Annotated in this window: 28 protein-coding genes; 9 read left to right on the top strand and 19 right to left on the bottom strand. The window is 70.5% G+C overall.

Features of this window, described 5'->3' with window-relative positions; all coding sequences use genetic code 11:
- Window positions 1–40 precede the first annotated feature (40 nt).
- On the top strand, window positions 41–2,074 hold the full coding sequence (locus tag PBV52_RS21905; protein ID WP_274240436.1) for an AAA family ATPase: 2,034 nt from the start codon (window positions 41–43) through the stop codon (window positions 2,072–2,074).
- Between the two features lie 43 nt (window positions 2,075–2,117).
- On the opposite strand, the gene PBV52_RS21900 is transcribed toward PBV52_RS21905, so the two are convergent.
- Together PBV52_RS21900 and PBV52_RS21895 are read right to left on the bottom strand one after the other, a co-directional pair.
- Window positions 2,118–2,978, bottom strand: coding sequence for a nitroreductase/quinone reductase family protein (locus PBV52_RS21900; protein WP_274240435.1), 861 nt, complete (start codon window positions 2,976–2,978; stop codon window positions 2,118–2,120).
- A 179-nt stretch (window positions 2,979–3,157) separates the two neighbouring features.
- A complete protein-coding gene (locus PBV52_RS21895; protein WP_274240433.1) occupies window positions 3,158–4,102 on the bottom strand; it encodes an NAD(P)-dependent oxidoreductase in 945 nt (314 codons plus the stop codon).
- Between the two features lie 58 nt (window positions 4,103–4,160).
- Between PBV52_RS21895 and PBV52_RS21890 the strand changes: the two genes are divergently transcribed.
- Entirely contained in the window at window positions 4,161–4,508 is a 348-nt protein-coding gene (locus PBV52_RS21890; protein WP_274240432.1) for a helix-turn-helix domain-containing protein, read from the top strand.
- A gap of 132 nt (window positions 4,509–4,640) precedes the next feature.
- Here PBV52_RS21890 and PBV52_RS21885 read toward each other — a convergent pair whose 3' ends face one another.
- Window positions 4,641–5,570: an NAD(P)-dependent oxidoreductase gene (locus tag PBV52_RS21885; RefSeq protein ID WP_274240431.1), complete on the bottom strand. Its 930-nt coding sequence runs from the start codon at window positions 5,568–5,570 to the stop codon at window positions 4,641–4,643.
- A gap of 250 nt (window positions 5,571–5,820) precedes the next feature.
- On the opposite strand from PBV52_RS21885, the gene PBV52_RS21880 reads away from it, so the two are divergent.
- From PBV52_RS21880 to PBV52_RS21870, 3 genes are all read left to right on the top strand, one after another.
- Window positions 5,821–6,438: a helix-turn-helix domain-containing protein gene (locus PBV52_RS21880; protein ID WP_274240430.1), complete on the top strand. Its 618-nt coding sequence runs from the start codon at window positions 5,821–5,823 to the stop codon at window positions 6,436–6,438.
- A gap of 71 nt (window positions 6,439–6,509) precedes the next feature.
- Window positions 6,510–7,202 carry a hypothetical protein gene (locus tag PBV52_RS21875; RefSeq protein ID WP_274240429.1) on the top strand — a complete coding sequence of 231 codons (693 nt, stop codon included), beginning with the start codon at window positions 6,510–6,512 and terminating at the stop codon, window positions 7,200–7,202.
- 141 nt (window positions 7,203–7,343) lie between these two features.
- A complete protein-coding gene (locus PBV52_RS21870) occupies window positions 7,344–7,676 on the top strand; it encodes a DUF2516 family protein (RefSeq protein ID WP_274249504.1) in 333 nt (110 codons plus the stop codon).
- A 181-nt stretch (window positions 7,677–7,857) separates the two neighbouring features.
- Here PBV52_RS21870 and PBV52_RS21865 read toward each other — a convergent pair whose 3' ends face one another.
- The 3 genes from PBV52_RS21865 to PBV52_RS21855 all read right to left on the bottom strand — a co-directional run bounded on the left by PBV52_RS21865 (window position 7,858) and on the right by PBV52_RS21855 (window position 11,554).
- On the bottom strand, window positions 7,858–9,162 hold the full coding sequence (locus PBV52_RS21865; protein WP_274240428.1) for a PP2C family protein-serine/threonine phosphatase: 1,305 nt from the start codon (window positions 9,160–9,162) through the stop codon (window positions 7,858–7,860).
- A gap of 330 nt (window positions 9,163–9,492) precedes the next feature.
- The gene (locus tag PBV52_RS21860) at window positions 9,493–10,587 is read right to left on the bottom strand and encodes a C40 family peptidase (RefSeq protein ID WP_274240427.1); all 1,095 of its coding nucleotides are present in this window, start codon (window positions 10,585–10,587) and stop codon (window positions 9,493–9,495) included.
- 175 nt (window positions 10,588–10,762) lie between these two features.
- Window positions 10,763–11,554 (bottom strand): class I SAM-dependent methyltransferase, encoded by a 792-nt coding sequence (locus PBV52_RS21855; RefSeq protein WP_373922020.1) that lies wholly within the window; start codon window positions 11,552–11,554, stop codon window positions 10,763–10,765.
- A 285-nt stretch (window positions 11,555–11,839) separates the two neighbouring features.
- Here PBV52_RS21855 and mshA point away from each other — a divergent pair, with 285 nt between their 5' ends.
- On the top strand, window positions 11,840–13,177 hold the full coding sequence (gene mshA / locus PBV52_RS21850; protein ID WP_274240425.1) for a D-inositol-3-phosphate glycosyltransferase: 1,338 nt from the start codon (window positions 11,840–11,842) through the stop codon (window positions 13,175–13,177).
- A complete protein-coding gene (locus PBV52_RS21845; protein WP_274240424.1) occupies window positions 13,170–13,670 on the top strand; it encodes a YbjN domain-containing protein in 501 nt (166 codons plus the stop codon). Before mshA ends, PBV52_RS21845 begins: the two co-directional genes overlap by 8 nt.
- A 42-nt stretch (window positions 13,671–13,712) precedes the next feature.
- On the opposite strand, the gene PBV52_RS21840 is transcribed toward PBV52_RS21845, so the two are convergent.
- On the bottom strand, window positions 13,713–14,519 hold the full coding sequence (locus PBV52_RS21840; protein WP_274240423.1) for an AraC family transcriptional regulator: 807 nt from the start codon (window positions 14,517–14,519) through the stop codon (window positions 13,713–13,715).
- 49 nt (window positions 14,520–14,568) lie between these two features.
- On the opposite strand from PBV52_RS21840, the gene PBV52_RS21835 reads away from it, so the two are divergent.
- Window positions 14,569–15,021, top strand: coding sequence for a DUF2000 domain-containing protein (locus PBV52_RS21835; RefSeq protein ID WP_274240422.1), 453 nt, complete (start codon window positions 14,569–14,571; stop codon window positions 15,019–15,021).
- A 6-nt stretch (window positions 15,022–15,027) separates the two neighbouring features.
- On the opposite strand, the gene fxsT is transcribed toward PBV52_RS21835, so the two are convergent.
- Complete coding sequence (fxsT, locus tag PBV52_RS21830; protein ID WP_274240421.1) at window positions 15,028–17,529, bottom strand: FxSxx-COOH system tetratricopeptide repeat protein; 2,502 nt, start codon at window positions 17,527–17,529, stop codon at window positions 15,028–15,030.
- Window positions 17,530–17,762: 233 nt separating this feature from the next.
- Entirely contained in the window at window positions 17,763–19,076 is a 1,314-nt protein-coding gene (locus tag PBV52_RS21825; RefSeq protein ID WP_274240419.1) for an MFS transporter, read from the bottom strand.
- Between the two features lie 151 nt (window positions 19,077–19,227).
- Here PBV52_RS21825 and PBV52_RS21820 point away from each other — a divergent pair, with 151 nt between their 5' ends.
- Window positions 19,228–19,989 (top strand): phosphoglyceromutase, encoded by a 762-nt coding sequence (locus PBV52_RS21820; protein ID WP_062701143.1) that lies wholly within the window; start codon window positions 19,228–19,230, stop codon window positions 19,987–19,989.
- A gap of 80 nt (window positions 19,990–20,069) precedes the next feature.
- Here the strand turns inward: PBV52_RS21820 and PBV52_RS21815 are convergent, their stop codons facing one another.
- From PBV52_RS21815 to PBV52_RS21770, 10 genes are all read right to left on the bottom strand, one after another.
- Window positions 20,070–20,249, bottom strand: a complete 180-nt coding sequence (locus PBV52_RS21815) for a hypothetical protein (protein WP_274240418.1) — start codon at window positions 20,247–20,249, stop codon at window positions 20,070–20,072.
- 510 nt (window positions 20,250–20,759) lie between these two features.
- The gene (locus PBV52_RS21810) at window positions 20,760–22,019 is read right to left on the bottom strand and encodes a tyrosine-type recombinase/integrase (protein ID WP_274240417.1); all 1,260 of its coding nucleotides are present in this window, start codon (window positions 22,017–22,019) and stop codon (window positions 20,760–20,762) included.
- Window positions 22,019–22,255, bottom strand: a complete 237-nt coding sequence (locus PBV52_RS21805) for an AlpA family transcriptional regulator (RefSeq protein WP_274240416.1) — start codon at window positions 22,253–22,255, stop codon at window positions 22,019–22,021. The genes PBV52_RS21810 and PBV52_RS21805 overlap by 1 nt, the downstream gene beginning before the upstream one ends.
- A complete protein-coding gene (locus PBV52_RS21800) occupies window positions 22,248–23,543 on the bottom strand; it encodes a replication initiator (protein WP_274249502.1) in 1,296 nt (431 codons plus the stop codon). The genes PBV52_RS21805 and PBV52_RS21800 overlap by 8 nt, the downstream gene beginning before the upstream one ends.
- 157 nt (window positions 23,544–23,700) lie before the next feature.
- Window positions 23,701–23,946 (bottom strand): SpdD protein, encoded by a 246-nt coding sequence (locus PBV52_RS21795; RefSeq protein WP_274240415.1) that lies wholly within the window; start codon window positions 23,944–23,946, stop codon window positions 23,701–23,703.
- A 25-nt stretch (window positions 23,947–23,971) separates the two neighbouring features.
- Window positions 23,972–24,166 (bottom strand): hypothetical protein, encoded by a 195-nt coding sequence (locus PBV52_RS21790; RefSeq protein WP_274240414.1) that lies wholly within the window; start codon window positions 24,164–24,166, stop codon window positions 23,972–23,974.
- Between the two features lie 15 nt (window positions 24,167–24,181).
- The gene (locus PBV52_RS21785) at window positions 24,182–24,373 is read right to left on the bottom strand and encodes a mobile element transfer protein (protein ID WP_274240413.1); all 192 of its coding nucleotides are present in this window, start codon (window positions 24,371–24,373) and stop codon (window positions 24,182–24,184) included.
- An 11-nt stretch (window positions 24,374–24,384) separates the two neighbouring features.
- The gene (locus tag PBV52_RS21780) at window positions 24,385–24,999 is read right to left on the bottom strand and encodes a DUF2637 domain-containing protein (RefSeq protein ID WP_274240412.1); all 615 of its coding nucleotides are present in this window, start codon (window positions 24,997–24,999) and stop codon (window positions 24,385–24,387) included.
- A gap of 85 nt (window positions 25,000–25,084) precedes the next feature.
- Window positions 25,085–26,461 carry an FtsK/SpoIIIE domain-containing protein gene (locus PBV52_RS21775; protein WP_274240411.1) on the bottom strand — a complete coding sequence of 459 codons (1,377 nt, stop codon included), beginning with the start codon at window positions 26,459–26,461 and terminating at the stop codon, window positions 25,085–25,087.
- On the bottom strand, window positions 26,461–26,817 hold the full coding sequence (locus PBV52_RS21770; protein WP_274240409.1) for a hypothetical protein: 357 nt from the start codon (window positions 26,815–26,817) through the stop codon (window positions 26,461–26,463). The genes PBV52_RS21775 and PBV52_RS21770 overlap by 1 nt, the downstream gene beginning before the upstream one ends.
- Window positions 26,818–26,889 lie beyond the last annotated feature (72 nt).

Genomic DNA, 26,889 nt, shown 5'->3' with positions numbered 1-26,889 from the left:
AAACTTAACTCGGTTACGTTATTTGGGTACGCTTGCTCGAATGACGTCAACCGAACCTGCCCTCCGGCACGCCCTCGCCGAAGAACGAGCCCACCACGACCGCTGCCGCGCCGCCCTCGCCGCCATGGTCGCCGGCGCCCAGGAACAGGTCGTCGTCGGCGAGGACGTCTCCGCCTCCGGTGCCGACGCCGAGGTCCTCGGGTACCAGCTGCGCAGCCAGGCCAAGGAACTCCGCGAGCTGCCCGAAGGGCCCCTGTTCTTCGGGCGGCTGGACTTCGGCGAGGGAGGTGAACACGGCGGGCAGAGCTACCGCGTCGGGCGGTTGCGGATCACCGAGCACCCCGCCGCGCCGCCCCTCGTCGTCGACTGGCGGGCTCCCGTCTCCCGCGCCTTCTACCAAGCCTCCGCCCGCGACCCGCGGGGCGTCGCCGTACGGCGGCGGTTCGGCTGGGCGCCGGGGAGCCGCGGGGAGTCCGCCGACCTGACCGGGATGGAGGACGAGCACCTCGACCGGGGCGAGTCCCGGGCCAGCGACATCGTCGCCCGGGAGATCGAGCGGCCCCGTGTCGGGCCCATGCGGGACATCGCGGCCACCATCCAGCCCGAGCAGGACGATCTCGTACGAGGCGATCTCGCCCTGTCGGTGTGTGTGCAGGGCGCTCCCGGCACCGGCAAGACCGCCGTCGGCCTGCACCGCGCCGCGTATCTGCTCTACACCCACCCGCAGCGCATCCGGCGCGGCGGACTGCTGATCCTCGGGCCCAACCGGACGTTCCTGTCGTACATCTGCGAGGTGCTGCCCGCCCTCGGCGAGAGTGGCGTACGCCAGTCCACGCTGCGGGACGAGATCGCCCGGCATCCGGTCACCGGGGCCGACGACGGGCGGGCGGACGTCGTGAAGCACGACGTCCGGATGGCGCGGGTGCTGCGGCGGGCGCTGTACGCGCGGGTGCGCACGGAAGGGGTCGACTCCCTTGTCCTGGCCGAGGGTTCGTACCGGTGGCGGGTCTCGGCGGGCGAGCTCGTGCGGATCGTGGCGGGGGTGCGGGAGGAGGAGCCGCCGTACGCGGTCGGGCGGGAGCGGGTGCGGACTCGGGTGGTGCGGCTCATCCGCGACCAGGCCGAGCGGCGCAGCGGGGTGCGGAGCAACGCGTGGGTGCAGAAGGTCTCGCGGGCGCGGCCGGTGGGGGCGTACGTCGATGCCGTGTGGCCGCGGGTGAGGCCGGAGGAGGTGGTGGCCGAACTGCTCGGCGATCCGCAGGTGTTGGCGGCCGCCGCCGACGGGCTGCTGGACGCCGAGGAGCAGAAGGCGCTGCTGTGGGCGAAGCCGCCGCGGTCGTGGAAGTCGGCGCGCTGGTCGGCGGCCGATCTCGTGCTGCTCGACGAGGTGGCGGGGCTCATCGAACATCCGCAGGGGTACGGCCATCTCGTCGTCGACGAGGCGCAGGACCTGTCGCCGATGGAGTGCCGGGCGATCGCGCGCCGGGCGGCCTTCGGGTCGCTGACCGTGCTCGGGGACCTGGCGCAGGGGACGACGCCCTGGGCCGCGCGGTCCTGGGAGACGGTGCTGCGGCATCTGGGGAAGCCGGACGCGGTGGTCGCACCGCTCACGACGGGGTTCCGGGTGCCGGGGGCGGTGCTGGCGCTGGCCAACCGGCTGCTGGAGCGGGTGGAGGTGGACGTGCCGCCGGCGCGGTCGCTGCGGGAGGACGGGGAGTTGCGGTTCCGGGAGGCGGTGGAGGGTGAGCTGATGGGTGCGGTCGTGGGCGCTGTACGGGATGCGCTGGGCCGGGAGGGGTCCGTGGGCGTCGTCGCCGCCGACGCGGACGCGGCCCGGGTGCGCGAGGCGCTGGCGGCCGCCGGGATCGAGGCGGGGGGTGCGGATGAACTTCGGGCGCGGGTGGCCGTCGTACCGGCGAGGGTGGTGAAGGGGCTGGAGTACGACCATGTCGTCGCCGTGGAGCCGGCCGCGATCGTGGAGGCGGAGGAGCGGGGGTTGCAGCGGCTGTATGTGGTGGTGACGCGGGCGGTGGCGGGGTTGGAGGTGGTGCACGGGAGGCCGTTGCCGTTCTAGCGGTCTGTGCGGGCGACGGCCTCCCGTGGGTCACCGTCGGCCGTTACGCGGCGTCCAGGACCGGGATCAACTGCTCCTCCTCGTACGTCAGATGCGCCTCCAGCTCCGCCGTGAGGCGCTCCACCTCGGTGCGGGCGGCGGCCGGGTCCGGGTGCTCGGCGCTCACGGCGTGACGCAGGTCCTCGACGAGGGCGGCGATGCGCTCGTGCTCCTCGCGGAGGCGGGCCAGGACCGGCGCCAACTCGGGACGGCGGTCGGCCAGGACCGGGAACATGCCGAGATCCTCGCCGGTGTGGTGGTTGTGGAGGCCCGCGCAGAAGGTGAGGCAGTTGACGCGGAGCTGGGCGCCGAGGGTGCCGGCGCCCCTGCCGCCCTCCTCGCTGCTCTTGCTCATCTCCTCGCGGATCAGGGCGAGTTCGCGACGGAAGGCGTCATGGACGACCTTGATGGCCTCGCCCATGGAGGACGCGTTGATGTTCGGGGGGCCGCCCTGGGCGATCTCGTACAGGGCGACGACGGGGATCACCCGCTCCGTCTTGTCCTGGTACGCCGCCCAGCCCGGATCCGCCTCGACGGCCCGGGCGAAGGCCTGGTCACGCTCCTCGCCGTCGAGGACGACCGCCCGGGCCTCGTAGGTGAACGCGCCGCTCTCGACGGTGACTCGGGGGTTCGCGACCAGGTTGTGGAACCAGGCCGGGTGCTTCGGGGAGCCGCCGGCCGAGGCGATGACCAGGACGCGGTCGCCGCCGTCGGGGAGGTAGCCGACGGGGGCGGTGCGCGGGCGGCCGGTGCGGGCGCCGGTGGTGGTGAGGAGGATCAGGCGGGCGCCCTCGAAGTAGCCGCCGACGCGGCCCTTGTTGGCGCGGAACTCGTCGATGACCTGTTGGTTGAATGCGTTGGGCAATTCTTTCTCTTTCTCTGATTCCGTACGGAGGGAAGGCGAAGAGAAAGAGGCGGGCTCCTGGCCCGCCGCCGCAGCCTCACTCAGAGGCCGGGCAACACCCAACTCGCTCACGGCACATGGCCGACCCGGCAGTCATGGCCGTGACTCTAGCTTCCTTGTATGACTGCCGCGACCGATTTTCAGCCGGTGCGGGAGCGGCCCAGCAGGTCGGTGACCCGCATGAAGCCGTCCGTCCCGTGGCCGAGGGCGACGACCCGGCGGGCCTGGCCCTCGGCGGCGCGCATGACGGCCGAGTCGATGCCGTGGGACTCGGCGGCCTGGACGATGTGGGCCATGGAGGACACGGCGGAGGTGATCGGGTTGAGTTCGCCGGAGTAGGTGCCGTCGTCGACGTCGCCCGCGAACTCCTCGAAGAGCGGCGACAGGATCGCGCCGATGCCCTGGGCGAGGGGGAGGAGCTCCCGCGCGGTGATGCCCTCGGCCCGCGCCACGGCCAGGGCGTGCGCGTAGCCGGCCATCGCCGTCCAGAAGATGTCGAGCAGGGCGATGTCGTAGGCGGCGGCCCGGCCGATGTCCTCGCCGAGGTGGGTGTGGGTGCCGCCCAGGGCGCCGAGGACGGGGCGGTGCTCGCGGTAGAGCTCCTCCGGACCGCTGTAGATGACCACCGCGTCGGATGTCCCGATGGTCGTGGTCATCGACATGATCGCGCCGTCCAGATAGCGGACGCCGTGCGCGGCCGCCCATTGCGCCGCGTCCCGGGCCCGCGCCGGGGTGTCGGCGGTCAGGTTCACGACCGTACGGCCCTTGAGCGCGTCGGTGACCGCGTCCTGCCGCAGGACGGCGTCGGCGGCGTCGTAATTGACCACGCAGACGACGGTCAGCGCACCGGCGGCGACCGCCTGTGCCGGGGACGCGGCCGCCGTGGCACCGCGGTCCACGAGCTCCCGGTCCCGCCCCGGCGTGCGGTTCCAGACGGTGACCCGCACTCCCGCATCCAGGAACGCCCCGGCCAGGGCCCGCCCCATCGGGCCGAGTCCGAGGACGGTGACGGTGGGGGTGTCGGCAGGGGTGTCGGCGGGGGTATCGGTGGGGGTGAAGGCGGGCTCGTCGGCGTAGGTGGGCATGACTCAACTCCCTGTAGGGTGGCGATAGTTGATGAATTGCTGACAAAAGGGGTGGGGTATGACACGTCGGCGCCATGACCCGAACGTCTGCGGGGTGACCGCCGCGATCGCCGTGATCGACGGCAAGTGGAAGACGTCGCTGCTGTGGCTGCTGGAGTCCGGCCCGCTCCGCCCGGCGGAACTGCGCCGTCGGCTGCCGGGCCTCAGCGAGAAGGTGCTGACCCAGGCGCTGCGCGAGATGGAGACGGACGGTCTGGTGCACCGTGAGGTGTACGACGTCCTGCCGCTGAAGACCGTGTACTCCCTGACCGGGTTCGGCCGTGACCTGGCCGAGGCTCTCGGCCCGCTCTCCGACTGGGGCCACCGCCGCCTGGAGCGACTGACCGAGACCCAGCCGGCCTCCTGACCTGAACGCCACCTCCGTCCGTCGTACGACTGCCGGGCGCGTCCTGCGCCTCGTCGATCACCCGTATCCAGGGTCGGACGGCGGCGCAGCGCTGCCAAGTACCCACAAAAAAGTGGGTACGAGCCGTACGGCTCAGGCCAGCTCCGCCCGGAACCCCTGGCGCCACGACGGATACCGCGGCTCCCAGCCGAGCTCCCGCCTGGCCTTGGCGTTGGAGAACCCGCGCCCCTCGGTCATCATCGTCACCACCACGTCCCCGGCCAGCAGCCGGGCCAGCCACTTGGGCACCCGAAGCGGAGGCTTCGCCCCCGCGCAGGCCGCCAGATACGGCAGCCACTCGCTGGCCGGCGCCGGTTCGTCGTCGACGATGTTGAACACGCCCCTCGCCCGCTGCTCCACGGCCAGGACGGTGGCGCTCGCCGCGTCGTCGAGATGCACCCAGGAGCAGTAGCCGGTGCCGCCCCCGACCAGCGGGAACTGCCGCTTGCGTACGAGCTCGACCTGGTCGTCGGTGGCGCCCGGCCCGTAGAACCCGCCGTACCGCAGGACCGTCCCGTCGGCCTTGAGGACCACGTCCTGGATGTGGCGGATCGCGTCCGCCAGCGCGCGCAGCTTCCCCGTCTCCACGGGCAGTGGGTCCTCCTCGGTCTTCACCCATCCGCCCTCGCGGACGCCGTTCCAGATGGCGGCGCTCTGCGCGACGAAGTGGGGGACGCCGGTCGCCGCCGCGGCGGCCAGCAGGTGGTCCGTGCCCTCGGTGCGCAGCCGGTTGGTGGTGGCGAACCACCGGTCGAAGTGCCTGATGTCGGGCTTGCCGGAGTGCGGCACGGAGATCGCCGTCATCTGGTGCACCACCACGTCCGGCCGGGCCGCGGCCACCGCGGCGGCGACCGACCCGGCGTCCAGCCCGTCCATCACGACGCCGTCCGCGCCCAGCTGCTTCAGCAGGTCCAGCTTGGCCGCGCTCGTCGTCGTAGCCGTCACGTGATGACCACCGCCCACGAGCTGCGGCACCAGCCGCCGCCCGATGACCCCGGTGCCGCCTGCCACGAACACTCGCATGACCCTCACCGTCCCGATTCCGGAAGACGTCATTCAAGGCCCTCTTCAAGGCCTTGGCCTCTCACCACCTTGGACGAGTCGGCCCGTCGGTTTTGTGACACGGCGGTGTCTTCATGCCGAACAGTCCAACGGGGCGGGCGCCGGACGTGGTCTCTCCTGACGGCCGGTCGCAGAGCCCCGGCACGTGGCGTGGCGCACTTTTGCAAGCAGGTGCTTGCAATAGTTAGCGCGGGTGGGGCAAGGTGGAGGCATGGCATCGCTCAACGTCGGCAATCTCGGTGACTATCTGCGTGAGCAGCGGCGCAACGCGCAGCTGTCACTGCGGCAACTCGCCGATGCCGCGGGGGTGTCCAATCCGTATCTGAGCCAGATCGAGCGCGGCCTGCGCAAGCCGAGCGCGGAGGTGCTGCAGCAGGTCGCCAAGGCGCTGCGGATCTCCGCCGAGACGCTGTACGTCCGGGCCGGCATCCTCGATGCCGAGCGGGACCGGGACGAGGTGGAGACGCGCGCCGTCATCCTCGCCGATCCCACGCTGAACGAGCGGCAGAAGCAGGTGCTGCTCCAGATCTACGAATCCTTCCGCAAGGAGAACGGGTTCGGGATATCCCCCGAGGCGGGCGAGGCGGCAGACGCTGCCGAGGCGATGGAAGCCGTCGCGTCGGCCGAGGCCGTCTCGAGCGACGGGCACCCCGACGGTGCGGCGGACGCTCAGGGCAGTGACACCGCCGTACGCCGCAAGCCCGCCGCGCGCCGTACCCGCACGACGCGAGCGACCCGCACGACCCGCACACCCCGCACACCCCGCACGTCCGACGGCAACGACGCCGACCCGGAGAACCCGAACGACCCCCAGCAGTCGGCCGGCTGACCACGCGCACCGGCAGGCCGACCGCGGGAACCAAAACCCTCACCTCGAAGCAACCCGGGAGGACCATCACCATGGCCATCACCGACGACCTGCGTAAGACCTTCAGCGACCCGACCCCGCTCTACTTCGCCGCCGGCACCGCCGACCTGGCCCTCCAGCAGGCCAAGAAGGTGCCCGGCCTGGTGGAGCAGCTGCGCGCCGAGGCGCCGGGTCGGATCGAGGCCGTTCGCAACACCGACCCGAAGGCCGTCCAGGAGAAGGCCACCGCCCGCGCCAAGGAGGCCGGTGTCAAGGCCAAGGAGGCGCAGGAGACCATCCAGGCCAAGGTCAACGAGTTCATCGGCAACCTGGACGCCGACATCAAGAAGTTCGGCAGCAACCTGGACGCGGACTTCAAGAAGTTCGGCAGCAGCATCGACGCCGACCTGAAGAAGTTCGGCGAGAGCGCCCAGGACCTCGCGCTGCGCACCGTCGGCGTCGCCGCCGAGTACGCCGTGAAGGCCCGCGAGACCTACGAGAAGGTCGCCGAGCATGGCGAGCAGGCCGTGAAGACCTGGCGCGGCGAGGCCGCCGAGGAGATCGAGGAGCTCGCGGTCGCCGTCGAGCCGAAGGCCGAGCCGGTCGAGGTCAAGGAGGACAAGGCCGAGGCCAAGCCCGCCGAGACCCAGCCCGCCGCGGAGGCCGCCCCGGCGAAGAAGGCCACCGCCAAGAAGACCACGACCCGCAAGACCACCGCCAAGAAGACGACTCCGCCCGCCAAGTAACACGGACGGATGAAGAAGAGCGGTTGGACACGGGCCGGGCACTTACATGGTGCTCGGCCCGTTGTTCGGGTAGCGGGCCTGCGGTTGCGGGTACGGTGACCGCGTAGGTACGAGCCGAACCAGGTGGTGGACGTTGTGCTGATGCAGGGCTTCGCGGGGTTCATGTGGCTGCTGAGCATGGCCCTGATCCTTTTCAGCGGCTTCGCGCTGATCGACGCGGCCACGCGCCGCGAGGACGCCTACCGCGCGGCGGACAAGCAGTCCAAGCCGTTCTGGCTGATCATCCTCGGGCTCGCCTTCATCGTGAACCTGATCTTCAACATCCTGTCGTTCCTGCCGATCCTCGGCCTCATCGCGACGATCGTGTACATGGTGGACGTACGCCCCGCGATCAAGGGACTTCCGGGCGGCGGTCGCAGCAGAAGGGGCTCCAGCAGTGACGGCCCTTACGGCCCCTGGAACGGCGGACGGTAGCCAGTGCCCTGAGGGGCGCGCGGGGCTGTAGCAATATGCAGCTGCGCCGCCGCATGGGTGCGACCAGCCACAACGCCCCGCAGACGGCGAACGACAGCACCCTTTCGGCGGGCTCCCGCAAACGGCACGACCCTCCCGGCGCGCTCCCGCAAACGGCACAACCCAAGCGGCGCGCTCCCGCTCAGGCCCCCCGGTCGAGCAACAGCACAGCCACGTCGTCCGTCAGCTCGCCCCCATTGAGGTCCCGGACCTCATTGACCGAGGCCCGCAGCAGCGCCTCTCCGCGCAACCCCTCGGAGAGCTGCCTGCGCACCATCTCCACCATGCCGTCCTGGCCAAGCCGTTCCCGGCCCTCACCGACACGCCCCTCGATCAAGCCGTCGGTGTAGAGCATCAGGCTCCACTCCGCCCCCAGCTTGACCTCCATCCGCGGCCACCGTGCCCCGGGCAGCAGCCCGAGCGCGGGCCCGTTGTTGTCGTACGGCAACAACTGCGCGGGCCGTCCGGGCCGGGCCAGCAGCGGTGACGGGTGCCCCGCCAGGCACAACCCGGCCCGACGGCCGTCCGGCGCGATGTCCACCGTGCACAGGGTCGCGAAGATCTCGTCGTCGGCCCGTTCGTGCTCGAGGACCTGCTGGAGCGTGCCCAGCAGAGCGTCCCCGCACAGTCCCGCCAGCGTCAGCGCCCGCCAGGCGATCCGCAGCTCCACACCGAGCGCGGCCTCGTCGGGGCCGTGCCCGCAGACGTCGCCGATCATGGCGTGCACAGTGCCGTCAGCGGTGCGTACGACGTCGTAGAAGTCACCGCCCAGCAACGCACGCGAACGCCCGGGCCGATACCGCGCGGCGAACCGCAGCGAGGAGCCCTCCAGCAGCGGCGTAGGCAGCAGACCGCGCTCCAGACGCCGGTTCTCCTGCGCCCGCATCCGGCCCTCGGCAAGGCGCCGCTCGGCCGTGTCGGAACGTTTCCGCTCAACGGCGTACCGGATCGCCCGGCTCAGCAGCCGCCCGTCCAGTTCGTCCCGGAAGAGGTAGTCCTGGGCGCCGACCCGCACGGCCTCCGCGCCGCGCTCGGCGTCGCCGGAGGCGGTGAGCGCGAGGACGGCATGCCGGGGCGCGAGCTCCAGGACGTGCTTGAGCACGGCCAGCTCATCGTCCTCGGCGACCCGGCCGGGCGCCGCGAGCGCGAGGTCCAGCAGGATGCAGTGGACGTCGTCGGTCAGCAGCCGCTCGGCCTCGGTGAGGTTGCGCGCGGTGCGCACCCGGATGGGCTTGCCGGCCGAGTCGAGCAGCTCGGGCACGATGGCCGAGCCGCCGGGATCGTCCTCGATCAGCAGCAGCGTCAGGTTGGTGTGGGTGGTGTTCTCGACCGTCTCTTCCTTACGCGGGGCCTCTTCCCGGAGGGTGCCGCCGCTTGGGGGCGCGGCCTTCGCCTGACCACTCTCCACGGCCGGGATCGCTCTCTGCCGCGGTATGGGTAGGGGCATCGTTTGAGTTCCTTCCCTCCCCCCGAGGGCATGGTGTGAACGAGGGACCTCGATCCACCGACGGGGACCATAGCGGTAGTCGGCGGCGCAACGGAATGGTGTGGGCCACGCCGCGTGGGCGTCGGCCACTGTCATATGCCGCGTTCCCTACCGCAGTTGGACAGGGCGGAAGAGAGCCAGGGATGACGAACGTCACGTTCGGCCGGCGTTTGGGGGTCGAAGGGACGTGCGGTGGGTCACGTGGCCGGGGTCACGTCAGGTGTCGCGGCAGGTGTCACAAGGTGCCCTGAATCCTCACTTGTCAGGGAATCCTCGTGCGCCGGAGAATCCTCACGCATCGGGTCGAACCACCCCGAGAATCGGCATCGAGCCGGCCCCCGCGACCGTCACCGTCCGCCCCGGGCGCGGGGCGTGGATGATGGCGCCGTCGCCGATGTACATGGCCACATGGCTGGCGTCGTCGTTGTAGATGATGAGGTCGCCGGGGCGCATGTCCTCGACGTCGATGCGCTCCAGCTGCTTCCACTGCTCCTGCGAGGTCCGCGGAATCCCCTGCCCGGCGCTGGCCCAGGCCTGTGACGTAAGCCCGGAACAGTCGTACGTCTTCGGCCCCTCGGCGCCCCATTCGTACGGTTTGCCCAGCTGCTCCGTGGCGTACTCGACGGCCTTGCGCCCCTGTTCGGATGCCTCGCCCTTGATGTCCTGCAGGATGCCGGAGTCCAGCCAGGCCGTCTGGGCCTTGTAGGCGGCCGCCTTCTCCAGCTCGGCGAGGCGCTCCTTCTCTTCCTTCTCCAGCCGGGATTCGAGCTGCTCGGCCGCCTTGATCTGCTTCTCGATCTTCTTCTGGGCGGCGGCCTTGGCCTTGCGGCCCGCCTCCAGCTTCTTCCACTGGGCGGAGGCGTCCTTGGCGTAGAGCTCCAAGTCCTGCTGGATGCGGGTCATCTCCGCGAGCAGCCCCTTGGTGGCGCGCTGGCCCTGCAGCACCCGGCCCGTGCCGTCGAGGAACGCCTGCGGGTCGTCGCTGAGCATCAGCTTCGCCTCGTCGGGCAGCCCGCCGGAGCGGTACTGCGCGGCGGCCGCGGCCCCGGCCCGCTTCTTCAACTCGGCCAGCCGCTCCTGCCCTTTGACGATGCTCTTCGCCAGCGCGACGATCTCGGCGGACTGCTTCTCGGCCGCCTCCTCGGCGGCGTTGTACTCGTCGGTGGCGACGGCCGCGGCGTGGTAGAGCTCCTCGAGCCGCTGGCGAACGGCCTCAAGGTCCTTGGTCGACACGGCGGCCGAGGAGGCCGAGGAGGTCGAGGCGCTCGGTGAAGGGGTGGGGGAGGGGGAGGGTGCCGCGAACGCCGTGCCTGGCGCCGCGAGCACGGTGACCGCACAGACGACGGTCACAGCTGCAGTGATCAGGCCGCGCTTGCCCGAACCCATACCTGTTGCCCCCAAACTGATGTCCCGTCAGTAACTTACGAGCGTCCGGGGGATCGTGCCATGTCGGCGCGCAAAGTGACAGAGGTCTACTTCCCCCCGTTCCTCCCCGTCATGACGATCTCCCCGCCTTTGTGACGAACGACTCCCGGAGATCGTTCCCCTCCATCTCGCGGAGTCAGACGCGCGGCGCCAACGCCTCCCACCGCACGGTCACTTCACCCTGCCGCCACCGCACCGGCCCGTCCGCCACCGGCCAGTCGACGGCGAGATCCCGTACCGCCCTCATCCATCGCTGGCGTGCGCCGTACGACGCATAGGGCGCGGCAGCGGCCCAGGCGCGGTCGAAGTCGCGCAAGAAGGCATGAACCGGCTCGCCGGGAACATTGCGATGGATGAGCGCCTTCGGCAGCCGCTCGGCGAGGTCCGAGGGCCGCTCCAGCGAGCCCAGCCGCGTCGCGAAGGTCACCGTACGCGGCCCCTCCGGCCCGAGCGCGACCCACACATGCCGACGCCCGATCTCGTCGCAGGTCCCCTCGACGAGCAGCCCCCCACGGGATCCGGCCCCCGGATCGGCCGGCGCGAGCCGCGCACACAGCCGCTCCCAGACCCCGGCGACCTCGCCCTCCTCGTACTGGCGCAGCACATTCGCCGCCCGCACGAGCAGCGGCCGCTGCGAGACGGGAATCTCGAACCCCCCGTGCCGAAACACGAGCCCCTCCCGCTCATACGGCTTCGCGGCCGAGACCCGCGCCGGTTCGATCTCCACACCGACCACACGCACCCGGGGTGCGGCGGACCGCAGCCGACCGAGCAACTCCACGGCAGTCCAGGGAGCGGCGCCGTACCCGAGATCGACCGCGACAGGATCGGCGGCCCGCCGCAGCTCCGCACCGTGCGCGTGGGCGATCCAGCGGTCCATACGGCGCAGCCGATTGGGATTGGTGGTCCCCCGCGTGACGGTGCCCACGGGTCGGGCGGAGGCACGGGAGGTCATGCATACGAGGGTAAGTGTCGTCGTCAGGCGGGATGCCACCCCCCGGCACGGCCCTGCCCCACAACGCACCCGCAGGCATCCCCGGCCCAATCGCCGAAGGCACAACGCCCCCCACCACCGAACAGTTGAGCGACCCCCGGTAATACCTCGGCAAAAACCGCCCCACCAGGAATGGGAACCCCTCCCTCCAGCGTTGCACCGCCGTGGAGGGCGCGAGCACCCTCCGTCCGGCATGCCCGCAGCGAGGAGGAACGCCACGTGAGCCAGTACGTCGGCAGGCTCGGGCGTCGCTCCCAGGCCGCCCCCCACCGGCTGCGCCTGCACCGCCGCCCCCGCCGCATCGCCATGCTCTCCGTACACACCTCACCGCTCCACCAGCCCGGCACCGGCGACGCCGGCGGCATGAACGTCTACATCGTCGAGCTCGCGCAGCGCCTCGCCGCGATCAACATCGAGGTCGAGATCTTCACGCGCACGACCGCCACAGACCTCCCGCCCGTCGTGGAGCTCGCCCCCGGCGTCCTCGTCCGCCACATCGATGCGGGCCCGTACGAGGGACTCAACAAGGAGGACCTCCCGGCCCAGCTGTGCGCCTTCACCCACGGCGTGATGCAGGCCTGGGCCGGCCACCGACCCGGCTACTACGACCTGGTCCACTCCCACTACTGGCTCTCCGGCCACGTCGGCTGGCTGGCGGCCCAGCGCTGGGGCGCCCCCCTGGTACACGCCATGCACACCATGGCCAAGGTCAAGAACGCCAACCTCGCCGACGGCGACACCCCCGAACCCGCCGCCCGAGTCATCGGCGAGACCCAGATCGTCACGGCCGCCGACCGCCTCATCGCCAACACGGCCGAGGAAGCCGACGAACTCGTACGGCACTACGCCGCCGCCCCCGACAAGGTCGCCGTAGTCCACCCCGGCGTGAACCTCGACCGCTTCTCACCCGCCGACGGCCGAGCCGCCGCCCGAGCCCGCCTCGGCCTCCCGCAGGACGCCCTGATCCCCCTGTTCGCGGGCCGCATCCAGCCCCTGAAGGCGCCGGACATCCTCCTGCGCGCCGTGGCCGTCCTCCTGGACGAGCACCCCCACCTCCGCTCCCGCATCCTCGTCCCGGTCGTCGGCGGCCCCAGCGGCAGCGGCCTCGCCAAACCGGAGGGCCTGCAGAAGCTGGCCGCCCGCCTGGGCATCGCGGATGTCGTACGGTTCCGCCCGCCCGTCGGCCAGGAGCAGCTCGCGGACTGGTTCCGGGCGGCATCGCTGCTGGTCATGCCGTCGTACAGCGAGTCCTTCGGCCTCGTGGCCATCGAGGCACAGGCGGCCGGCACACCCGTGCTGGCGGCAGCGGTGGGCGGCCTGCCGGTGGCGGTCCGCGACGGCCGTACCGGCTTCCTGGTCCAGGGCCACAACCCGGCCGACTACGCGCGCGTGCTGCACGCCTTCGCCGACGACCCGCACCTGTCCCCCCGGATGGGCGAGGCCGCGGCCCGGCACGCCCTGTCCTTCGGCTGGGACACCGCGGCCGCCGCCACGGCGGACGTCTACGTGGCCGCGACCCACGCCCACCGGCGTCGCGTACGCTCCCACCATGGCTGACGCACAGAAGGCGGCGCAGATCGTCGAGGGAGCCCTCAAGGACGCCGAACTGGAGTGGGAGAGCCCCGCCCCCGGCAACTACGTCGTCAAACTCCCCGGCACCCGCAAGCTGTCGACGACGGTCTCCCTGCTCGTCGGCCGCCACTCCCTCTCGCTGAACGCCTTCGTCATCCGCCACCCCGACGAGAACGAGCCCGGCGTCCACCGCTGGCTCCTGGAGCGCAACCTCAAGCTGTACGGCGTGAGTTACGCCGTCGACCGGCTCGGCGACATCTACGTCACCGCCAAGCTCCCGCTGTCGGCGGTCACCCCCGACGAGATCGACCGCCTCCTCGGCCAGGTCCTGGAGGCGGCGGACGGCGCCTTCAACACCCTCCTCGAACTGGGCTTCGCCTCCGCGATCCGCAAGGAGTTCGAGTGGCGCGTGGCGCGCGGCGAGTCGACGCGCAACCTGGACGCGTTCACCCACCTGACCCAGCGCCCCGCCGACTGAATTCAGAGCTCGGGTGCTGTACGGCGCTCTGATGTACGGCGCTCAGCGCGCGCTGCTGCGATAGCGCCCCGGCGGCACCCCCACCAGCTTCCTGAAGTGCCGGGTGAAATGGGCCTGGTCGTAGAACCCGGTCGCGGTGGCCACGTCGGCCGGTGACCGGCCCTCCAGGAGCAGCCGCCGGGCGCGGTCGACACGGCGGGACATCAGGTACTGGTGCGGGGCGATGCCGTAGGCGGTGCTGAACGACCGTACGAGATGGGCGGGATGGGCGTGCAGGAGCCCGGTCGCCTCCTCAAGGGCGAGGCCCTGCACAACGCGCTCGTCGAGAAGCTCGCGCAGCCGACGGGCGAGGGCGGGGTCGCGCCGTGGGACGTGCGTGGCGGCTTCGGGCCGCAGGTGCGCGCGCAACCGGTCGCCGATGAGGGTCAGCCTGCTGTCCGCCTCCAGTTCGTCGCCGGGCTGGGCGAGGGCGGTGTGCAGCCGGCCGACGCGCAGCCGCAGTACGGGGTCGCGCAGGTCGGGGGAGTCCACGGCCCGGCCGATCAGGTCCTCGCCCAGCCGGCTGCTGTCCAGGTACAACACCCGCTTGCGGAAGCCGTCCGGGGTGGCGGGGGAGCCGTTGTGCGGGACGTGCGGCGGCAGCAGGGACACGGTGTCGTGCGGGGTGCCGTGCTCGTGCCGGTCGAGGTCGTAGCGCACGGCGCCGTCGTCGACGATGAGCAGCGTCCAGGCCTCGTGGACGTGCATCGGGTAGGCGTACTCGGTGAAGTGGGCGTGGAAGACCTCGGTGACGCCCGGGACGGAGGGGCGCCACGCGGAGACTTCCTGGCGGTTCCGTGCGGCGGCCATGCAAAGAACGTACAAGACGAGGTCGTACGGCGGTCGGCAGTCTCGTCGTATGAGCGACACGAGCGACCCGAGCGACACGAGCACCGAACCCATCCGATTCGACACGAAGATCGCCGTACTGCTGCGGGAGGACTTGGAGCCGTGGCAGCGGCTGAACGTGACCGCGTTCCTGGTCAGCGGGCTGGGGACTCAGGTTCCCGAGGCGATCGGGGAGCCGTACGAGGACGCGGACGGGGTGGGCTATCTGCCGATGTTCCGGCAGCCCGTGCTGGTCTTCGAGGGCACGAAGGAGACCCTGACAGCGGCGCACGCGCGCGTGCTGTCGCGGGCGCTGCCGCGGGCCGTGTTCACCTCCGACTTGTTCGGCACGGGGAACGACCGGGACAACCGGGCGGCGGTGCGGGCGGTGTCGACGGGGGAGTTGGATCTGGTGGGGCTGGCGGTGTACGGGCCGCGGAATGCGGTGGACAAGGTGGTGAAGGGGGCGCGGATGCATCCGTGACGGGGGTCAGTGGTGGCGGGCTTTCTTTGTCAGCTTCTGGGCTTCGTGGGTCTTGCCCTGGGCTTGGAGCGTCTCGATCAGGTCGCCGGTGAGCCTGCCGTGCAGGGGGTGGTCGACTCCCAGGGTTTCGCGAACGCGGAGTCTCGTGGACTTCTGAAGGCGTTCCGCCTCGGAGTACCGGCCCAGGTAGAACAGAGCGCTGGCGAGGAAACGAGCGGAGATGAAGGTGTCGCGGTGGTCGTTGCCGAGAACTTTCCGGCGTCGTTCCAGGATGTCCGTCAGTGCGCGGCGGGCTTCGTCATGCCGACCGAGGCGGCCCTGAACGACGGCTACGTTCACCTCGGTGTGGAAGGTGGCGGGGTGGTCGTCGCCGAGAACTTTCCGGCGTCGTTCCAGGACGTCCGTCAGTGTGCGGCGGGCTTCGTCATGCCGACCGAGCTCGGCCAGGGTGCCACCGCAACCGTGAGCGGAGGCGAGCGTGTCGGGATGATCCTCGCCGAGCTTTGCCCTGCGCGTTGCCAGGAGGTCTTCGTGCAACATGTACGCCTCGGCGTTCCTGCCCAGGTGCCCCAGGGTGACGGCGAGGTCATGCGCCGAACTGAGCGTCTCCGGATCGTCGTCGCCCAGAACCCTGCGGCGCCGCTCCAGGACGTTCTGGACGAGGGGGAGGGCCTCCTCATGGGCCCACATGCCGTCCAGAGCCCAGGTCACCATGTGAGCGGCGCGCAGTGTGTCCGGATGGTCTTCGCACAGGGAAGCGGCCCATGCCTCGCGAAGCGTGGTGGCAAGGTCGCGGGCGACGTGGGGCTGAGCGCTTCGTACGAGGTACACGGCGGCCCTCAGCAGCATGGGGCGCAGCTCTGCCCGGTCACTCGTGAAGTGGAGCGTTGCCGTCAGATGCGGTGTGAGCGTCGTCCACCCCGGCCACGTCTCGGGCAGCTCCGGATCACCCGGATCGAGGGCGGTCAGCAGAACGGCCACGTCGTCGCGCAGTGCACCCGTCGCCTCGCTGCCGGTCCTGTCACGCACCACGGCCTGCGTCAGCCGGTGCACCTGAAACGCGTCCGGGCCCACCACGGCCAGCCCGTACCGCGCCAGTGGATTGAGCGCGCTCTGCGGCCACAGGACGTCGTCCGGGTCTGTGGGAACCGTCGTCAGCTCCGCCCGCCCCGCCACCAGCCAAGCCGTCGGAATCCGCTCGGGCCCAAGGAAGGCCGCGAGCCGCAGCACAGCGGTGGCCTCCGGGTGGTCGGCGTCGAGGCGGTCCGTGGCGATGGTGACCGTGGCCGCGAGCGAGGCGGGGTAGTCGTACACCTCACCGCGATCGAGAAGCTTGGCGGTGTGCGTCTGCAGCACCCGCACGTACTGCTCCGGCGGCATCCCCTCGCTCATCACGCCCGCCGCCTGCGCCAGCGCCAGCGGCAGGTCGCCGAGCGCGTCGGCCAGTGCGTCGGCGTGCTCGGGGTTGAGGGTGGGCAGCTGAGCGGTGAGGTAGTCCAGTGACTCGGCGCGGCTGAACACCCCCAGCTGGAGTCGCGGCACGACCTTGCGCCAGTCCGGATTGCGGGCCGTGATCAGCACATGCCCCTGCCCCTCCGGCAGCCAGGTCCGCAGCTGCTGCGGATCCTCCGCGTTGTCCAGGACGATCAGCCAACGGTCGTGGGTGCGCAGGTACTCCATGGCGTACCGCGCGTTGACCTCGACACCGGCGTCCGGCTTGGCCACGCCGACGCGGGCGGCGAGTTCGGCGTAGCGGGCGGGGACCTGTTCGCCCTGCTCGGCGTCCACCCACCAGACGAGGTCGTACTGGCCGGCGAAACGGTAGACGTACTCCAGCGCGACCTGGGTCTTGCCGATGCCGCCGGTTCCGTTGAGCGCCTGGACGGCGGCCTGGCGTTCGGCGAGCAGTTTGCGGCGTACCTCTTCGATGACGACGTCGCGGCCGGTGAAGTGCGGGTTGCGGCGTCGCTGCCGTACGTCCCACACCTCGGGGTCGGAGGTGTCGGACGGGAAACGGGGCTGGGGGCCGACCGGAGCCTTACGCCGTCGGGATCTCGATTTCGCGGTGCGCTTGCCGGGGAAGTCGGGCTTGCGGGTGGGGAGGGCGGGTCCGCGTACCGCCTCGAGGAGCGCCGCGAGGGCGTCGGCCTCGTCCAGGTCGTGGAGGTCCTTGCGCAGCCGCGGGGTGAGGACGGCCGGCAGATGGTCCTGCTGCAACGGCTCGACCACCACGGGGATGAAGCGATCGCGCCGGGCGACCAGGGCGGTCCACTCCTCCTCGGTGTAGCGGCCCGGGGCGAAGTAGGCGGGTGACAGCAGGGCGACGGCAGCGGAGCACCGCTTGAGGGCTTCGTTCATCTTCTTGACGAAGTCGTCGCCGGTACGCCAGTGCCAGAGGTCCAACTCGACCTCGTACCCGGCCTCTTGGAGGTGCCATGCCACCCACTCCGCCCACTGGCCGTCGGGCCCGGCATGACTGACGAAGATCACCTCAGAACTGTCGGACATGCCTGTCTCCCACCCCAGCGGCCCCAACGGCCCCCGCACCGCGACTTCTTGTATACCCCGCGCTTGCCTCGACGGAGGCGGGAGTCGGAGAAGAGCGGCTGGCGGGGCGGTTGGCGGAGCGGCTGGCGGGGGTGTGGGCGGTGAGGTGGGCAGGCGGCCGGCAGGGTGGGGGGCAGGCGGTAGGCAGGGCGGTAGGCAGGGCGGTGGGTGGGCGGCAGGCAGGGCGGTGGGCGTCAGGCCGCGCCCATCTCCGCCTGAGCTCCGGCCGGGGATTCGGCGGCCGGGGGAGCCTCTGACCCCGTCCCCGCCTCCCTTTCCGTCTCCGTCTCCATCCCCGTCTCCGTTTCCATTTCCGCCGGCAGTCTCCGCATCAGCGCTCCGTACCCGAGCCCCGCCACCGTCCCGACGACCGCGCACAGCCCCCACAGCCACTCCGCGCCGAACCGGTCGATGACGAAGCCGGACATCAGGGGGGCGACCAGGGCGGCCACGGACCAGGACATGGTGTACATGCCCTGGTAGCGGCCGCGTCCGTGGACGGGGGAGAGGCGTACGACGAGGCTGGTCTGGGTGGGTGCGTTGACGATCTCGGCGAGGGTCCACACGCACACGGTGAGCGCGAAGACGCCGACCGACCCGGCGAAGGCGGTGAGCCCGAAGCCGTACCCGGCGAGGACGGACGAGACGACGAGCAGCCGCCCGGGATCGCGGTGCTCGATGAAGCGGGTGACCGGGATCTGCAGTGCGACGATCAGGATGCCGTTGACGGCGACCACGAGACCGTAGTCCGCGGGCGTGAACCCGGCCTCGCCCATGGCGACGGGCAGGCCGACCGACCCCTGCTGGAAGATCACGGCGACGAGGAACGACAGCCCGACGACGCTCATGAAGCGCCGGTCGCGCAGCACGGTGCCGAGCCCGACCTCCGCCTCGGCGGCCTTGGCCGCAGCCACCGGCTTGGACTCGGGCAGCTTCAGGAAGACGACGACCGCGCAGACCATCGTCATACCGCCCTCGATGAGGAAGCCCGCGAGGTAGCTGACCTCGGCGATGAAACCAGCGGCCATGGAGGAGACGGCGAAGCCGAGGTTGATGGCCCAGTAGTTGAGGGAGAAGGCGCGGACCCGGTCCTCGGGCCGGACGATGTCGGCCATCATCGCCTGCACGGCGGGCCGGGAGGCGTTGGAGGCCATGCCGACGAGGAACGCGACGGCGGCGATCGCGACGGGATCGTGCATGAACCCGAGCAGCGCGACCGAGAGGGCGGTGGAGGCCTGCGCGACGAGGAGCGTGGGCCGCCGCCCGAGCCGGTCGGTCATGACCCCGGCACCGAGGGAAGAGATCACCCCGCCGAGTCCGTGCAGCGAGGCGACGAGACCGGCGTAGGAGGCGGAGTAGCCGCGGTCGAGGGTCAGGTACAGGGCCATGAAGGTGGCGACGAAGGCCCCGAGCCGGTTGACGAGCGTGCTGGTCCACAGCCACCAGAACTCGCGGGGGAGCCCGGAGACGCTCTCACGGGTGGCGCGTCTCAGGCTGGCGAGTGACATCGGGATCCCCCACGGATGTAAGCGGCTCAGGCGACGCTCACAACTTACGGAGATCCACTCCACGTCGGCCACTCAATTAACAGATGCCGTCAACTGTCCGGCCTTCGGGCAGCCACGCGAGGGGGCGAAAGCGTGGATTACGCTCTGAGGCATGGCCGACGCACCGTACAAGCTGATCCTCCTCCGCCACGGCGAGAGCGAATGGAACGCGAAGAACCTGTTCACCGGCTGGGTGGACGTCAACCTCAACGAGAAGGGCGAGAAGGAGGCAGTCCGCGGCGGCGAGCTCCTGAAGGACGCCGACCTCCTCCCCGACGTGGTCCACACGTCCCTCCAGAAGCGCGCCATCCGCACGGCGCAGCTGGCGCTGGAGTCGGCGGACCGCCACTGGATCCCCGTCCACCGCTCGTGGCGCCTGAACGAGCGCCACTACGGCGCCCTCCAGGGCAAGGACAAGGCGCAGACCCTGGCCGAGTTCGGCGAGGAGCAGTTCATGCTGTGGCGCCGCTCGTACGACACCCCGCCGCCCCCGCTCGAGGACGGCACGGAGTTCTCCCAGTCGGACGACCCGCGCTACTCCTCCATCCCCCCGGAGCTGCGGCCCCGCACGGAGTGCCTGAAGGACGTAGTCGTCCGCATGCTCCCGTACTGGTACGACGGCATCGTCCCGGACCTCCTGTCCGGCCGCACGGTCCTCGTCGCCGCCCACGGCAACAGCCTCCGCGCCCTCGTCAAGCACCTCGACGGCATCTCCGACGCCGACATCGCGGGCCTGAACATCCCGACGGGCATCCCCCTGTACTACGAGCTCGACGCCGACTTCAAGCCGGTGACGCCGGGCGGGAAGTACCTGGACCCGGAGGCTGCTGCGGCGGCCATCGAGGCGGTCAAGAACCAGGGCAAGAAGAAGTAACTCGACGCCAGTAAGCCCCCGACCTGCGGTTTCTTGGCAGGTCGGGGGCTTTTTGGTGGGGTCGGGCCGTCTCTGGGCCGTCAGGTGTGACGACGCCAGCGCCGGACGCGGATATCGAGGACGATCAGGAGCGCCACGGGGACGGCGATCTCTGCGGGAGCGTCGGCCCAGAGGGCGAGCGCACCACCGGCTGTGCCGATGAGCACGATCGGCAGATCGCGGGGGTGGATGTCGACGGTCACGCCGATGCGTGGGACCATGGGGCGCTCCAGCTGTGCTCGGTTCACTTGGCAAGGTGATTTCTGGGACGTGGCAATGGAGACGAATGCCGCCCCTGGCCGGGCGGCATTCGCATGCCGCTGGAACTTTCCCATAGTCATCACGCGCCAGACAAACGTGCAGCTAAAGGCCGCCTTGCTTGCTTGCGTGGACGGATTGCCCACGATCGTGGGCAGCTACGGAACTCCAACATTCCTTGGATACTTTCCAGACTCTCCAATCTTTCCAGGAGTCGCCTCGTTCCGCTCCGTGTCGCCCTGTGCCGCACCATGCCGCTCCATCCTGCCTGGTGTCGCACCCTGCTGTCTGGTGCTGTCCTGTATCACCTTGTGTCGCCCTGTTCTCCGGGGTGTTGCTGTCGCAGGTTAGTAAGGGACCCTTTTTCCTTGTGAGAGAAGCGATTCGTTAGTCGTTTAGCTGTCCGACTTGGCTTTCCCGCTTAGCTCTCCGGTTTGGCTTTCCGGCTAAGCGTCCAGGTTGCGCTTTCCGGCTTATGCTTTGCGCTTTCCTTGTTTAGCCCCTGAGTGCATCGTTTTTTCGTAAGTGCTTGCAATTGCCTTCCGCGTACGCTCCTGGCTGGAAGGCATGAGGTGCGCGTACACGCGGAGCGTCAGGCCTGGATCCGAGTGGCCGAGGTACTCGGCGAGGGCCTTGATGTTCTCTCCGGCGTCCAGGAGCACCGAGGCGTAGAAGTGGCGGAGCGCGTGCATACCGTTCTCGCGGGACTCGGCATACGACTCGCCCGGCTTCCGCTCGGGGATCACCCCAGCCGAGGCGAGTGCCCGCTTCCACACCTCCTCGTTGAGGGACGTACGCCAGACGTGCCCACCACGAGGCCCGGTGAAGATCAGCCGCTTGGTCACTGGAGGCCCGTCCGCCACCTTCCACGGCAAGGTGATCTCGACCGGCGGGAACCGCTTCATGTGCTCCCGCAGCGCATCGGCGACCGGCCCAGGAAGCGGTACGTCCCGCAGCTTGCCGCCCTTGGGCGGAGCGAACACGGCCTTGCTCCGGCTCAGCTTCAGTTGCTGGACCACGTGGAGCGTGTCCGACTCGAAGTCGATCGCGTCATCGGCGACGCCGAGGATCTCTCCCTGGCGAAGCCCGCAGCCGCCGCCCAGATCAACCATGGGTTGGTACCGCTCAGGCATGGCGGCCTGGACGGCGAAGACCCGTTCCGGCGTCCAGGGAACGATCCGCTTGGCATCCACCGTCGGCGGCCGGACCGAGCGAGCAGCACACGGATTCCGGGGGAGGTGCCCGTCGTCCACGGCCGCACTGAGCGCTGCCCGCACGTTGGAGTAGATCGTCCGGGCGTACGAGCCCCGGACGCCGTTCTCTTGAAGCTGTCCCACCCAGTCACGGATGTGAGCAGGCTGGAAGGAACCGAGCGGACGCGACCCCAAGTAGGGGAAGGCGTGCAGCCGAAGCTGCGACTCCATCGACGCCTGGGTGTTCGGGTCCGGCGCGTGCGTCACCCACTTCTCGGCGTACTGCTCGAAGGTGATCCGAGCCGCACGCGGGTCGATGTACTGCCCGCGAGCCATGTCCGCCTCGGTGTGCGCCAGCCACTGTTCAGCGAGCCGCTTCTGCCGATCCGGGAAGCTCTTCGACTTCTCCGTACCGTCCGGTCCGACGTACCGAGCCCGGTAACGAAGCCCCGTGCCGTACCGCTCCGTCCTGACCTTGCGATCCTTCCCGTCCGGCCCGGGCTCCGTTCTGTACCAGCGGTCTTGGATGTGCCCGGCCATCAGGCAGCAGCCCCTTCCATCAGGGACTCGACCCAGGCCCGAACGTCCACGGGGTCGTAGCGCAGATGCCGGCCAACCCGGAAGCCACGCGGCCCAGTGCGCTTCCGGCGCCACTGGTAGACCGTCTCGACCGGCACGCCCAGGATCTCGGCAACGTCCAGAGGAGTCAGGTACCGCGAAGGCAGAGCACGCGGTACGTCGGCCGTTTCCGCGACCGCGAGGCGTCGGTTACCCACGGGTGGGCTCTCCTTCTGTTCCGGGGGCGGGTTCGAGGGATTCGGCAAGCCAGGCTTCGGTGTCGGAGAGGCCGGTTCCGGCGAAGACCCAGTGCGCGAGGACGTATGTCGTGTCGTGCTCCGGACCGTTGGGGGCGGCGGCTTGGGCTCGTCGCCATTCGGCGCGGGCGCTGCGGAGGGCGCCGAGGGTGGTGGAGTAGCGGCGGGACTTGGTGGAGAAGTGGCCGCGGAAGCCGAGCATGTGGGCCCATGCGCGCAGGCGGAGGCGTTCCAGGTCCTTGCGTGCACCGAGGGTCCAGGCGGTTCGGATCAGCCGACGGGCGTGGTCGCTGATGTCGAGCTGGGCGAGTTCGGCGAGGAACTTCAGCGGGCGGTCGAGAGCTCCCGTGGTGGTCTCGGCGCCCTTGGTCGCGTACTTGGCGATGTAGGCGGCGACAGCCCGCTCGGTGAGTTCCTGGCCGCCATCGAGGTCGGCACTGCGGATGGTGCGGACATCGAGCTGACGGCCGAAGGTGAAGCCGTGCGGGCGGCCGTCGACAATCGGGCCGTCCACACGAACGTGGGCAGCGGCAGTGCGGATGGCGTCGGTGAGCAGCTCGGCGGTTGCCCAGGCGGGCGGCGCAGTGTTGCCGCCCTCGGGGCCGTCGATCCGGATAACCGCGTGGAAGTGGACAGCGCCGCGCTTCTGGTACTCGGCGACCTTGGCGAAGGACACCCGGGCGTACTGGCGGAAGGCGCGTTGTGTGAGGCCGGCGCGCTTGGCTACCTCTCGGCGCAGGTAGGTCGAGAAGCGACGCCAGAGCGGTCCGGCGTGGGCGTTCCAGAGGACGGCGGCTTCGTAGTCGTAGGTGTCGGGGTCGAGCGGGGTACCGAGTGCGTCGTCGTCCTGGTCGTGATGGGTGCCGCAGCGGCATCGGCGGACTGAACCGGCCGGGCCGGTGGGGCGGTTGTGGACCGGGCCGAAGCTCGGTGCGGTGAAGGTGGCGAAGACGCGGGGGTGGGCGGCGACGCGTTCCGGGGTGCCCTTGCCACCGCGCAGGCCGGAGGTGATCAGGTGGAAGGTGTCGCGACGGTAGACCTCTGCGCAGGCCGCGCAGCGGGTCGTCCGGCGGTTGTTGCAGCGTACGAGGAGGTGGCCGGTGGGGAGGGTCGAGGAGTCGAGGCGGTGGAGGACGTTGCCGATCTCGCCGGTGCGGGTGTTGACGTCGTATTCGGTGCGGTGGCCGTCGAGTCGGATGGGGTTGGTACAGCCTCCGAGGCTGGAGAGCTGGCGGAGGATACCTGGCAGGGTGCCGTGCGAGGCGAGCTTGGCGAGTTCCGGGAGTGGGGCCGGGGTGGCGCGGGACAGGATGGCTCTCTCCTTCTGGCTGGCTCGGTCAGGAGTGACGGACTCCCGGGGCGGCGGATGCTTGGTCGTGTCGAGCCGCCCCGGGAGCCGGGCGCCTTCAGCGCCGGTGTTGGTCGCGGAGCATGGAGCGCAGGACCACGGCGGCGACGGCTACGGAGATGGCCGTGACGGCGACGGCGGCCAGGAGCGCGGTCAGTACGACTCCGCCGACGATCACGGTCGCTATCGCGCCGGTGCTGATGGAGACCTGAGGGAGCGTGCGCTGTACCGGGGCGGGGTCTGCGGGGGCGTGGGTGTGCACGGGCGGGGGAGTGGGGCTGTCGGGGTACTTGGGCAGGAACACGGCGGAGTTCTCCTTATCTACTCGTCTAGTCGTGTGAGCCGTTTATGACGTCCACGCCGGATCGCGTGCCGGACTCGATGGCCGGGGCCATGAAGGTGTGCGAGAGCCAGAAGCCGAAGAGGGCGACCAGGACGACGATCCAGGTGCGGACGCCGAGGAACTTGACCGCTCCCCAGGCGAAGAATCCGAGGACGAGGACGAGCGGCAGGCTGAGGGTCACGGGGTGCGGGTCCTTTCAGCGGACGGGGCAGCGGTGGGTGCGGGCGGCCAGTTCGGCGGCGGCGCGGCTGTCGTAGTCGGAGGAGAAGCCGCAGCGCGGGGCGGTGCAGGCGGCGGTGTGCTTCTCACGGCCGCGACCGTCGTAGGCGGTGCCGACCTGGACGGGGCCGATGCGGGTGACGTTGCGGAAGCGGCGGTTGGCGGTCATGCGGGCTCCTTTCAGAGGTGGGCGGCGATGGCGTCGGCCATGGGTGCGGGGACGCCGAGCCGGGCGCGCAGGGTGGGGGTGTCGATGGGGGTGCCGGTGCGGGTGTGGTGCTCGGCGGCGACCTTGCGGGCGTGTTCGACGAGAGCGGTCGGGACGGATACAGGCGGGGCAGGGGTTGGGCTCATGTCCTGCTCAGCAGGAGGCTCGGGCACGGGACCACCGGCGTCCTCCTCCTGGTCCGCCGTTGGTTCCTCGGCGAGGGTGGGTGTCGAGTGCGCCAGCAGCGTGCCGCCGAGGAATGCGACCGCGGGCCAGCCCGCGACGAGGATGCGTAGCCAGGCCGGCACGGCGTCCAGGTCGAGCATTCCGGCGGTGGCGACGTTCGCCCCGAGGGAGGCGGCGAGGGCAATGACGAACCAGCACCACCCGGCCGCTTTCGCGTCGCCGGTCCGCAGCCTGCGCCAGGCCGCGACGAGCAGCAGGTCGACCGAGATGGGATAGGCCCACGCTTTCCACCCGTCTTGTCCGGCCGCCGAGGCGATGTCGTGCAGGTGGGCGAAGGACAGGGCGGCGGCGATGACGGCTTGGACGAGCACCGCATCGATACGGGCCAGTTGGGCGCGCATGCTGCGGCTCCTTCCGGATTCAGGCATGGGAGAGGTAAGGACGTGGCGCGAGGCGGTCACGCCGGCCGAGGGAAGGGACGGTGGCTCAGTCGGTCACTGGGCGCGGGTGGACGACCGGCGCCGAGGCGTCGACCGGCCGTATGGGGATGTAAGGGCGGAAGGGCTTGAGCGCAGGCAGGTGCGGCGTCAGGTGGGCCGATTCCTGGCAGATCTCGGCGGCATCGCCGAGAGAGAGGTAGGGCGTGCGGATGCGGGACCAGCCCCCGGAGGTATCACCGGCGACGGCCAGGCCAGGTCGTTCGGGCGCGATGGCGCAGGCGGCGGCGACCGCTTCGGGTGCGATGTCGCCGAGGGCCATCTTGGCGGAGGCTTCGTCGTTGACGCGGTGGCAGACTCGGCCGGTGAGCTGGGCCCGGAGCATGGTGGCGCCCTTGCCGAGTTCAGCGCCGAAGCGCTGTCCGCAGACCTCCAGGTAGATACCGGCCGCGCGGCCTAGCTGGGCGAGGCGGATGAGCTGGGTGACCATCTCGTCCCGGCGTTCCTCGTCCTTGCGCGTGGCGACGAGGAAGAGTTCGGCCACTTCGTCGACGAACAGCACGATGGGGACCGGGCGTTCGTGCTCGGGCAGGCCCCAGATGTCGGAGGTGATCTCCTCGTCCGGTGTACTCGGGGCGATGCCCTGTCGGGCCTTGATCAGGTCGTATCGGTCCTCCATTTCCTTGATGAGCACGGGCAGCAGGTCGGCGGCCTGGTCAGGGTCGGTGGCGAGCGCCGAAAGACGTGGCGCGAAGGGGGCCAGTTCGACGCCGCGCTTGCAGTCGATGCCGACCAGGGCGACGGGCTGTCGGGCGAGTCCGGCCACCAGATGGCGCAGGTACATGGACTTGCCGGAGAGCGTTGCTCCGAGGGTGAGTTGGTGCGGGACGGTGCGGTAGTCGCGCACGAAGGGGGTGGCGTCCTCTCTGAGGGCGACCGGCACCCTCAGGAACTCCGTCGTGGTCTTGCGCGGCATGCGGACCCGCCGGAGTACGTCGAAGCCGACGAGCCGAAGCTCGACAACGCCGGGCTTGATCGTGGTGACGTAGACGGCGTGAACTCCCCAGGCGTGCCTCAGCCGTTCGGCGGAGGCGGCGACGTCAGCGGGTTCCTGCCCCGGGGCCAGTCGCAGGCGGAGTCGTAGCCCGGTCATGGTTGGGCGGATGATGCCGCGACGCGGCGGGACGGGACGGACCTCGCGGCGGGTGGTGGCCTTGACCGCCAGCACCCGGAGCCGGGAGGGCGCCACGGTCAGGCCGCAGGCTTCCATGACCGAGCCGTACGAGCTGAGCAGCCGAGCTGTGGACATCGGCAGGCCGACCGTCGACCAGTAGATCCCGGGGTGCTTGGCCCGGGCGTAGGCAGCCCCACCGCCGAGCGCGGCGACAGGACCACCCACCTCCAGAAGCGTCGCTATGTCGGTCATCAGGCAGCGGCCCCAGTAGCGACGGGGAACGCAGCCGGAGTGACGGCGGCGGCGCGGAACGCGATGCCGTGCCGCTGCTGCCCGTTGAACACGCTCTCCCACGGCCGGGCCACGAGCCCCGGCAGAGAGACCGGGGCGCCCAGCGCGAGCCCCTCCGCCACCCCGCTCTCCGGAAGGGTCACCTTGATCAGGGACGACTCCCCCTCCTCGATGTAGACGACGCCGATCGTCATCAGTGCCTCGCCGCTCACGGCGTCCTTGGCGATCTCGCCGGTCTGCCGGTCGCGGACCTTGGGCTCGGGCGCCTCGGTCAGCAGGATCGTTGCGGCCGAGGTCTCCACGCGGATGGTGCGCAAGGTTTCTTCCCATCTACTCGTCTATACAAGATGCAGCCTTCGAACCCGATCTCCGGGAACGCCAACCACCTT

Origin of the sequence: Streptomyces sp. T12, from assembly GCF_028736035.1 — a bacterium.
Classification (GTDB): domain Bacteria; phylum Actinomycetota; class Actinomycetes; order Streptomycetales; family Streptomycetaceae; genus Streptomyces.
This window is presented reverse-complemented; position numbering and strand designations above follow the sequence as displayed.

Bases quoted from the DNA above. Each gene is read 5' to 3' on its own strand.
- PBV52_RS21905 (WP_274240436.1), top strand. From the start codon at position 41: ATGACGTCAACCGAACCTGCCCTCCGGCACGCCCTCGCCGAAGAACGA.
- PBV52_RS21895 (WP_274240433.1), bottom strand. From the start codon at position 4,102: ATGCCCACCTACGCCGACGAGCCCGCCTTCACCCCCACCGATACCCCC.
- PBV52_RS21890 (WP_274240432.1), top strand. From the start codon at position 4,161: ATGACACGTCGGCGCCATGACCCGAACGTCTGCGGGGTGACCGCCGCG.
- PBV52_RS21885 (WP_274240431.1), bottom strand. From the start codon at position 5,570: ATGCGAGTGTTCGTGGCAGGCGGCACCGGGGTCATCGGGCGGCGGCTG.
- PBV52_RS21880 (WP_274240430.1), top strand. From the start codon at position 5,821: ATGGCATCGCTCAACGTCGGCAATCTCGGTGACTATCTGCGTGAGCAG.
- PBV52_RS21875 (WP_274240429.1), top strand. From the start codon at position 6,510: ATGGCCATCACCGACGACCTGCGTAAGACCTTCAGCGACCCGACCCCG.
- PBV52_RS21870 (WP_274249504.1), top strand. From the start codon at position 7,344: ATGCAGGGCTTCGCGGGGTTCATGTGGCTGCTGAGCATGGCCCTGATC.
- PBV52_RS21865 (WP_274240428.1), bottom strand. From the start codon at position 9,162: ATGCCCCTACCCATACCGCGGCAGAGAGCGATCCCGGCCGTGGAGAGT.
- PBV52_RS21860 (WP_274240427.1), bottom strand. From the start codon at position 10,587: ATGGGTTCGGGCAAGCGCGGCCTGATCACTGCAGCTGTGACCGTCGTC.
- PBV52_RS21845 (WP_274240424.1), top strand. From the start codon at position 13,170: ATGGCTGACGCACAGAAGGCGGCGCAGATCGTCGAGGGAGCCCTCAAG.
- PBV52_RS21840 (WP_274240423.1), bottom strand. From the start codon at position 14,519: ATGGCCGCCGCACGGAACCGCCAGGAAGTCTCCGCGTGGCGCCCCTCC.
- PBV52_RS21835 (WP_274240422.1), top strand. From the start codon at position 14,569: ATGAGCGACACGAGCGACCCGAGCGACACGAGCACCGAACCCATCCGA.
- fxsT (WP_274240421.1), bottom strand. From the start codon at position 17,529: ATGTCCGACAGTTCTGAGGTGATCTTCGTCAGTCATGCCGGGCCCGAC.
- PBV52_RS21825 (WP_274240419.1), bottom strand. From the start codon at position 19,076: ATGTCACTCGCCAGCCTGAGACGCGCCACCCGTGAGAGCGTCTCCGGG.
- PBV52_RS21820 (WP_062701143.1), top strand. From the start codon at position 19,228: ATGGCCGACGCACCGTACAAGCTGATCCTCCTCCGCCACGGCGAGAGC.
- PBV52_RS21815 (WP_274240418.1), bottom strand. From the start codon at position 20,249: ATGGTCCCACGCATCGGCGTGACCGTCGACATCCACCCCCGCGATCTG.
- PBV52_RS21810 (WP_274240417.1), bottom strand. From the start codon at position 22,019: ATGGCCGGGCACATCCAAGACCGCTGGTACAGAACGGAGCCCGGGCCG.
- PBV52_RS21785 (WP_274240413.1), bottom strand. From the start codon at position 24,373: ATGACCGCCAACCGCCGCTTCCGCAACGTCACCCGCATCGGCCCCGTC.
- PBV52_RS21780 (WP_274240412.1), bottom strand. From the start codon at position 24,999: ATGCGCGCCCAACTGGCCCGTATCGATGCGGTGCTCGTCCAAGCCGTC.
- PBV52_RS21775 (WP_274240411.1), bottom strand. From the start codon at position 26,461: ATGACCGACATAGCGACGCTTCTGGAGGTGGGTGGTCCTGTCGCCGCG.